General features: G+C 63.4%; 5 protein-coding genes. 3 read left to right on the top strand and 2 right to left on the bottom strand.

All coding sequences use genetic code 11. The features are described from left to right. Positions 1-113: 113 nt before the first annotated feature. The 3 genes from BBG20_RS16385 (at position 114) to BBG20_RS16395 (ending at position 5,156) form a co-directional block, all read left to right on the top strand. Positions 114-1,763 carry a VRR-NUC domain-containing protein gene (locus tag BBG20_RS16385; protein WP_065905130.1) on the top strand — a complete coding sequence of 550 codons (1,650 nt, stop codon included), beginning with the start codon at positions 114-116 and terminating at the stop codon, positions 1,761-1,763. Beyond that, complete coding sequence (locus tag BBG20_RS16390) at positions 1,760-4,024, top strand: ATP-dependent DNA helicase (RefSeq protein ID WP_065905132.1); 2,265 nt, start codon at positions 1,760-1,762, stop codon at positions 4,022-4,024. The genes BBG20_RS16385 and BBG20_RS16390 overlap by 4 nt, the downstream gene beginning before the upstream one ends. Positions 4,025-4,214: 190 nt before the next feature. Further along, positions 4,215-5,156 carry an alpha/beta fold hydrolase gene (locus BBG20_RS16395; RefSeq protein WP_065905134.1) on the top strand — a complete coding sequence of 314 codons (942 nt, stop codon included), beginning with the start codon at positions 4,215-4,217 and terminating at the stop codon, positions 5,154-5,156. On the opposite strand, the gene BBG20_RS16400 is transcribed toward BBG20_RS16395, so the two are convergent. Next, on the bottom strand, positions 5,119-6,585 hold the full coding sequence (locus BBG20_RS16400) for a sensor histidine kinase (RefSeq protein ID WP_065905136.1): 1,467 nt from the start codon (positions 6,583-6,585) through the stop codon (positions 5,119-5,121). The two genes, BBG20_RS16395 and BBG20_RS16400, sit on opposite strands and share 38 nt — an antisense overlap. After that, entirely contained in the window at positions 6,582-7,292 is a 711-nt protein-coding gene (locus tag BBG20_RS16405; protein ID WP_065905138.1) for a response regulator transcription factor, read from the bottom strand. The genes BBG20_RS16400 and BBG20_RS16405 overlap by 4 nt, the downstream gene beginning before the upstream one ends. Between the last annotated feature and the right edge of the window lie 246 nt (positions 7,293-7,538).

Consider the following 7,538-nt stretch of genomic DNA (forward strand, 5'->3'; position numbering starts at 1 on the left):
ATCTGATCACTTTTATACAAAAAGTTGCCTGCGCCATTTATCTATTAGCGATTGCCACCAGGCTTTTGCGACGGCACTCTGTATGCATAAACAGTATTTGATCAAAGCGCGCCATGGCCAATCCCCTCGAAGACCCGCTCTATTACCTGCATAACTTCCGCCAGGTCCTGCAATGGCTGGAGCAACGCTATGCCGACCTGCTGGATACTGACGAACAGCATTTCATTCAGCAATTTGACAGGTTGCCGCAAGCCTCCCAGGCGTTGCTGGTGCGCATGGTGATGCGCAAAGGTGTGCATTTTCGAGCAGGCAAGCTCAATTACCTGGAGGTCGGTTGTCCGCATGCCGCCGCCGAGCCGTTGCTGGAACTCGGCTGGGTGGATGGGCAGTGCCTGCTGGCTTTCGAGGAGCTGTTCGCCTTGCTGCAAAAAAGTGAACTGCTGGGCACCTTCAAACCCTGGATCGAGCAGCCCAGGGGCAAGAAAGCCGATTGGCTGGAGGGCCTGGCCGCCCAGTTCAGCGAGGCACGCAGTTTTGCCGACTGGTGCCCCGACCTTGCCGACCGCCTCTACAGCCTCACCGTCATGGAGTTGTGCGACCGCCTGCGCCTGATGTTCTTCGGCAACCTGCACCAGGACTGGTCCGAGTTCGTGCTGGCTGACTTGGGCATCTACACCTACGAAAAAGTCGAGTTCTGCGCCGAGTCCCGGGGCTTGCGCAGTCGCGACGACGTGCACGGGTTCCTGTTCCTGCACCAATGCCAGCAAGCCTTTGAGGCCGGCGAAGCATTGGCACAGGTGCTGGCGCAAGTGGCGACGCTGCACACCGACAACCCGTGGCTGGAAAAACGCCGGGCCAAGCTGCTGTTCCAGATCGGCCAGTATTGCGAGCGCAGCGCCGAGCTGGACCTGGCGCAGCAGATCTACCGGGGCTGTGCCTATCCGGGCGCCCGCGCGCGGCTGATTCGCGTATTGGAACGCCAGGAGGACTACGCCCAGGCCATGGCCCTGGCGAGTGCCGCGCAACAGGCGCCGGAAAGCGCCGCCGAGCAACAGCACCTGTTGCGCGTATTGCCACGCCTGCGGCGCAAGCTCGGCGCGCCGCCGTTGCCCAAGGCCAAGCCACGGCCTGTCACGCGCCTGGACCTGGCCCTCGCGCTGCCCGAGCCGTTGATGTCAGTGGAGTACTGCGTGCAGGCGCACCTGAGCGAGCCCGATGCGCCGGTGCACTACGTCGAGAACGGGCTGATCAATTCATTGTTCGGCCTGTTGTGCTGGGACGCGATCTTCGCGCCGCTGCCGGGTTCGTTTTTCCACCCGTTCCAGCGCGGCCCGGCCGACCTGCACAACGAAGACTTCCACCCGCGCCGCGCGGCATTGTTCGCTGCGTGTTTTGCGCAACTGCAGGATGAAGGCTACAAGACCACCATCCGCCAGCGCTTTAGTCAAAAATGGGGAATCCAGTCACCCTTCGTGTTCTGGAACCTGCTCAGTGAGGAGTTGCTGGAACAGGCATTGGCCTGTTTACCGGCCGAGCACCTGCGCTACTGGTTCGAGCGGCTGTTGCTGGATATCCGCGCCAACCGCACCGGGATGCCGGACCTCATCCAGTTCTGGCCGGCGCAAAAGACCTACCGCATGATCGAGGTCAAGGGCCCCGGCGACCGCCTGCAGGACAACCAGCTGCGTTGGCTGGAGTTCTGCGGTGAATACCAGATGCCGGTCACCGTCTGCTATGTGCGGTGGGCGGAGCACGCCGCTTGAGCTATACCGTGGCCGTGCGCGCACTGTGTGAGTTCACCGCCAAGGTGGGCGACCTCGACCTGCGGTTCACCCCATCGCCCAGCGCCCAGGAAGGCATTGTCGGCCATCGCACCGTGGCCTCGCGGCGCAGCGCGCACTATCAGAACGAAGTGGCCCTGGAGGGCGAGTACCAGCAGCTCAGGGTACGGGGCAGGGCGGACGGCTATGACCCGGACGCCAATCGCCTGGAAGAGGTCAAGACCTATCGCGGTGATCTCGACGCCCAGCCCGCCAACCATCGGCAGCTGCATTGGGCCCAGGTCAAGGTGTATGGCTGGCTGATGTGCCAGAAGCTCGGCCTCACCGAGATCGACCTGGCGCTGGTGTATTTCGACATCGTCGGCGAGGGCGAAACCCTGCTCAACCAGCGCTTCCAGGCCGCCGAGCTGGAGCCGTTCTTCAACCGGCAATGCGCGCTGTTTCTCGGCTGGGCCGAGCAGGAAATGCAGCACCGCGACGCGCGCAACCTGGCCGCGCAAAGCCTGGCCTTTCCACATGCCGACTTCCGCGCCGGCCAGCGCACCCTTGCCGAATCGGTATACAAGGCGGTCAGCACCGGCCGCTGCCTGATGGCCCAGGCCCCCACGGGGATCGGCAAGACCATCGGCACGGTCTTCCCACTGCTCAAGGCGCTGGCGCCGCAGCAGCTGGACAAGGTGTTTTTCCTGACCGCCAAGACTCCGGGGCGCAAACTCGCGCTCGACGCCTCCCAGGTGCTGTTCGACAGCAGCCCCGACCTGCAATTGCGCGTGTTGGAGCTGGTGGCGCGCGACAAGGCCTGCGAACACCTGGACAAAGCCTGCCATGGTGATTCCTGCCCGTTGGCCAAGGGTTTCTATGATCGACTGCCCGCCGCGCGTACTGCCGCATCCAAGGTGCGCCTGTTGAACCAGCGCAACTTGCGCGAGGTCGCCCTGGCCCATGAGGTATGCCCGTACTACCTGAGCCAGGAGATGGCGCGCTGGGCCGACTTGGTCGTCGCCGACTACAACTACTATTTCGACTTTGGCGCCATGCTGTTCGGCCTGGCCCAACTCAACCAATGGCGAGCGGCGGTGCTGGTGGATGAAGCCCACAACCTGGTGGAGCGTGCCCGTTCGATGTACAGCGCGAGCCTCGACCAATACAGCCTCAAGACCCTGCGCGACATCGCCCCCGAGCCCCTGAAAAAGCCGCTGCAGCGCCTGAACCGTGAATGGAATGCGCTGCACAAGGACCAACTTGCGCCGTACCAGGCCTATGCCGCCCGCCCGGAAAAACTCCTGCAGGCCCTGAGCCTGTGCGCCAGTGCCATGGGCGACTATTTCAATGATCATCCCGAGGCGCTGGCGGGTGACCTGCAAGCCTTCTACTTCGAAGCGCTGCAATTTGCCAAGGTCGCCGAGCTGTTCAACGAGCACTTCATTTTCGATATCAGCAAGCGCCAGTTCAGTGGCAAGCGCAGCAGTTCAACCCTGTGCCTGCGCAATGTGGTACCCGCCGAATTCATCCGGCCCCGGTTGACGGCGGCGCGCAGCAGCGTGCTGTTTTCCGCGACATTGAGCCCGCGCCACTTCTACGCCGACTTGCTGGGCCTGCCGGCGGACACCGCCTGGATCGACGTCGAATCACCGTTCAAGGCCGAGCAGCTGCATGTGCGCATCGTCGATGCCATCTCGACCCGGTTTGTGCACCGCGACGCCTCGCTGGAACCCATCGTCGAACTGATCGCCCAGCAGTTCGCAGAGCAACCGGGCAACTACCTGGCATTTTTCTCCAGCTTCGATTACCTGCAGCAGGTTGCACAGCGGCTGGCCGAGCGACACCCGCACATTGCGCTCTGGCAGCAGTCACGCGGCATGGCCGAAGCCGAGCGCCAGGCGTTTCTCGACCAGTTCACCGAGCACAGCCAGGGCATCGGCTTCGCCGTGCTCGGCGGCGCATTCGGCGAGGGCATTGATTTGCCCGGCGCCCGCTTGATCGGCGCGTTTATCGCCACCCTGGGCTTGCCGCAATTGAATCCGGTCAATGAGCACATGAAAACGCGCATGGGTGCAATTTTCGGCGCCGGCTACGACTACACCTATCTGTACCCCGGCATTCAAAAAGTCGTGCAGGCCGCGGGCCGGGTGATCCGCAGCCAGCATGACCGCGGCGTGGTAATGCTGATCGATGACCGCTTCGGCGAAGCGCGTGTGCGCCAGTTGCTGCCGCGCTGGTGGGCGCCGGCGACGGTAACCTGACCGGCTGGCCACGCGGGAGCGCAGGGCTTGGGAATTTGCCTGCCCGCCGTTGGGGCGGCGTTGATGACCGCGCATTTGGCGCAAATGATGCTGGTGCAAATCCTGTGGCTCTATCACTCTGCCTGGGCGCCACTCCACGCGCCTGTGTCGCGCTGAAGCGCCGAGCGAAACCTACACAAGGAGGCCAGTGATGAACGCTATCGAGCAGGACAGGATCCAGGTCAACGGGATTGAGTTGAGTGTGTACATCGCCGGTCCGGAGCAGGGCCGGCCGATCTGGCTGCTCCACGGTTTTCCCGAGTGCTGGCATTCCTGGCGCGAACAGATTCCCGCGCTGGCGGCGGCTGGGTTCCGGGTGTTTGTCCCGCAAATGCGCGGGTACGGCCAATCGAGTTCGCCGCACGAGATTGCCGATTATGACGTGCTGACGCTGTGCGCCGATATCCAGCAGGCCATGGATCACTTCGGCCATGCACAGGTGGTGATGGTCGGCCATGACTGGGGCGCCGTGGTGGCCTGGCACCTGGCGCTGCTCGAACCCGAGCGCATTACGCACTTGATCACGTTGTCGGTGCCGTTTGCCGGGCGTGCGCGGCGGCCGGTGATCGAAATCCTGCGTGAGCTGTACGCCGACCGCTTCAATTACATCGTGTACTTCCAGCAACCCGGCGTCGCCGAGCAGGAACTGGACGCGGATATCGAACGTACGCTGCGCTTGTTCATGCAGGATGAAGACTTGTTTTTGCAGAAGCGGTCCGCCGACTCAAGCTTGTTCGACGGTGCGCAGCCCCCTGGTCCGCTACCGGCGTGGTGTTCACGAGAAGACCTGGACGTCTACGTGCAGACCTTCGCCGAGCATGGCTTTCGTGGCCCGCTGAACTGGTATCGCAACTTTGAGCGCAACTGGCAACGCAGCGAGTTCCTGGCCGGCCGGCAGGTGCTGCAACCAACGCTGTTCCTGATCGGCGACCGCGACCCCGTTGGCGTGTTTGAAGCCCACACCCTCAAGCGCATGCCGGAGTCGGTGCCGAACCTCGAGCAGCAGGTCCTGGCCAATTGCGGCCACTGGATCCAGAACGAGCAAGCTCAGCGGGTCAACGCGTTGATGCTCGGGTTTCTAGGGAAAACGTAAAGGTCGCGCCGTGCCCTGGGCTGTCGACCAGACGAATGCTGCGCCCGTGCAATTGCAGGATGCGGTGCACGATGCGCAGGCCCAGGCCACCGTCGCGCCGCGCGCCACCGATGGTGAAGGCACGCAGGAACAAGCCTTCACGCAGTTCGGCGTCGATCCCCGGGCCACTGTCGCTGACGGTCACCGCCACGCCATCGGCGACCGGCGACAGGATCACCTCGACTTCGCCATTCACCGGTGTATGGCGCAAGGCATTGTCCAGCAGGTTGGTGAGCACGCGTTCGATCAGGCCCAGGTCCGCCAGCACGGTAGGCACCTGCGGAGGCAGGGTGGCAGTCAGGGTGATGGCGCGCGCCTCGGCGGTGAGTTCGAATTTCTGGAAGATGTCCTGCACCAGGTCCGGCAGGGAGAAACCTTCGATCACTGGCTGCACAAAGCCGTGTTCCAGGCGCACCAACTCCAGCAGCGACTGGGCCAGGCCACCGACCTTGCGACTCTGGTCCAGGGCAATGCCGAGGTAGCGCCGGCGCTCTTCGGGGCTCAGGCTGGCATCCTTGAGGGTCAGGGTTTCCAGGTAGCCATGCAGGGACGCCAGCGGCGTGCGCAGGTCATGGGAGATGTTGGCGACCATTTCCCGGCGTTCCTGGTCCTGATGGGTGATGGCCCGCCACTGTTCGCCCAGGCGGTTTTCCATCTGCACGAAAGCGTGGTCGAGCACGGCGATTTCGTCGCCACTGTCGAGTTCCGGGGTGGCCGACGCCTGGGTTTTCGGCGCGCCGTTGATATCGAACTGACCGACCTTGTCGGTGAGCTGGCGCAACGGCCGGGTGATCCACGCGAAGGCGATGAGCCCCGCCAGCAGGCACAACAGGGCCACCAGGCCGATGGACCACAGCGCAATCTTCAGCGCCATGCCCGTGGTGTCCTTGGCGTCGTACACATCATGGGCTTCGCCGAGCAGCACCACGTAGAGGAAGCCGGTTTGCTGGCCGTTGGCCTTGAGCGGCGCGGCGCTGAACACCTTGCGCCCATCGACGCTGCGCGGGTCATCGCCAAGGATCGGCAGCATGGCGCCGCTGAGGAAGCGCCGGATCGGTGCCAGGTCAACCTGGTTGCGCAGCAGGTGGCCGCTGGGTGCGGCATTGCCGACCACACGGCCGTCGATGTCGAGCAGGTACACCTCGACGCTCGGGTTGACCAGCATCAACTGGCTGAAGAGGTTACGTACGGCGTCGGGCTTGAGGCCATCGGCGTCCATCAACTGTGTGTCACGGGCGATATGTGCGGCCAGGTCACGGGACAGGCCTTGCACCACTTCCAGCTCGTGCATGCGGTTGGAGCGCACTTGCAGCCAGGCCGAGGTGCCACTGCAGATCACCAGCAGCACGGCGAACACCACCGACAGGCGCTGGGTCAGGGTCAGCTTCATGGCGGGCTCTCGGCGAACTTGTAGCCCCGGCCCCACACCGTGAGGATGCGCGCGGGGTTGGCCGGGTCGGCCTCGACCTTGGCGCGCAGGCGGTTGATATGGGTATTCACCGTGTGTTCATAGCCTTCGTGGCTGTAGCCCCACACGGCGTTGAGCAGGTCCATGCGCGAGAACACCTTGCCGGGCTGGCGCGCGAAGAAATACAGCAGGTCGAATTCCCGTGGGGTGAGGTCCAGGCGCTGGCCTTGCAGAGTCGCGTCACGGGTCAGTGGGTTGATGAACAACTGGCCGAGGTCGAGGCTGCCGGCGTCCATCTTCAGGTTGCGTGCCATTGCATCGACCCGGCGCAACAGTGCCTTGACCCGCGCGACCAGCTCCGGCATCGAAAACGGCTTGGCCAGGTAGTCATCCGCGCCCAGCTCCAGGCCGAGGATGCGGTGCAGTTCGCTGGAGCGCGCGCTGGTGATGATGATCGGCGTGTAGCGCGTCATGGCGCGGGCGCGCCGGCAGATTTCCAGGCCGTCGACACCGGGCAGCATCAGGTCGAGTATCAATGCATCCCAACCGCCTTGCTCAAGCAGGCGCAGGCCTTCGTCGCCGTCGGCGCTGTGCACCACCTCGAACTGCTCATCGCGCAGGTGCAGGCAGATCAGGTCGGCAATATGCGCATCGTCCTCGACCACCAGGACACGTTTGGGCTGATCCATGTAAGAGAAACCTTCGCTTGTCGTTCGCGCATTGTGCGGCTTTTGCAACAGTGTAGTTATCACGAATTGTTTAACTCTGCGTGAGGATTCCGCGACCGTAATTCCTCCAACATCCGCCTATCGAAAGAGCGCGGGTTGTGGTGGTTCTGGTTTTGGCTGTGGCAGGGGAGCTGGCAGTGGAAGGGATTGTGGTTGTGGCAGTGACTCTGGCAGTGGTTGTGGTTGTGGCGAGCGGGCTTGCCCCGC

Origin of the sequence: Pseudomonas aylmerensis (assembly GCF_001702265.1) — a bacterium.
Taxonomy (GTDB): domain Bacteria; phylum Pseudomonadota; class Gammaproteobacteria; order Pseudomonadales; family Pseudomonadaceae; genus Aquipseudomonas; species Aquipseudomonas aylmerensis.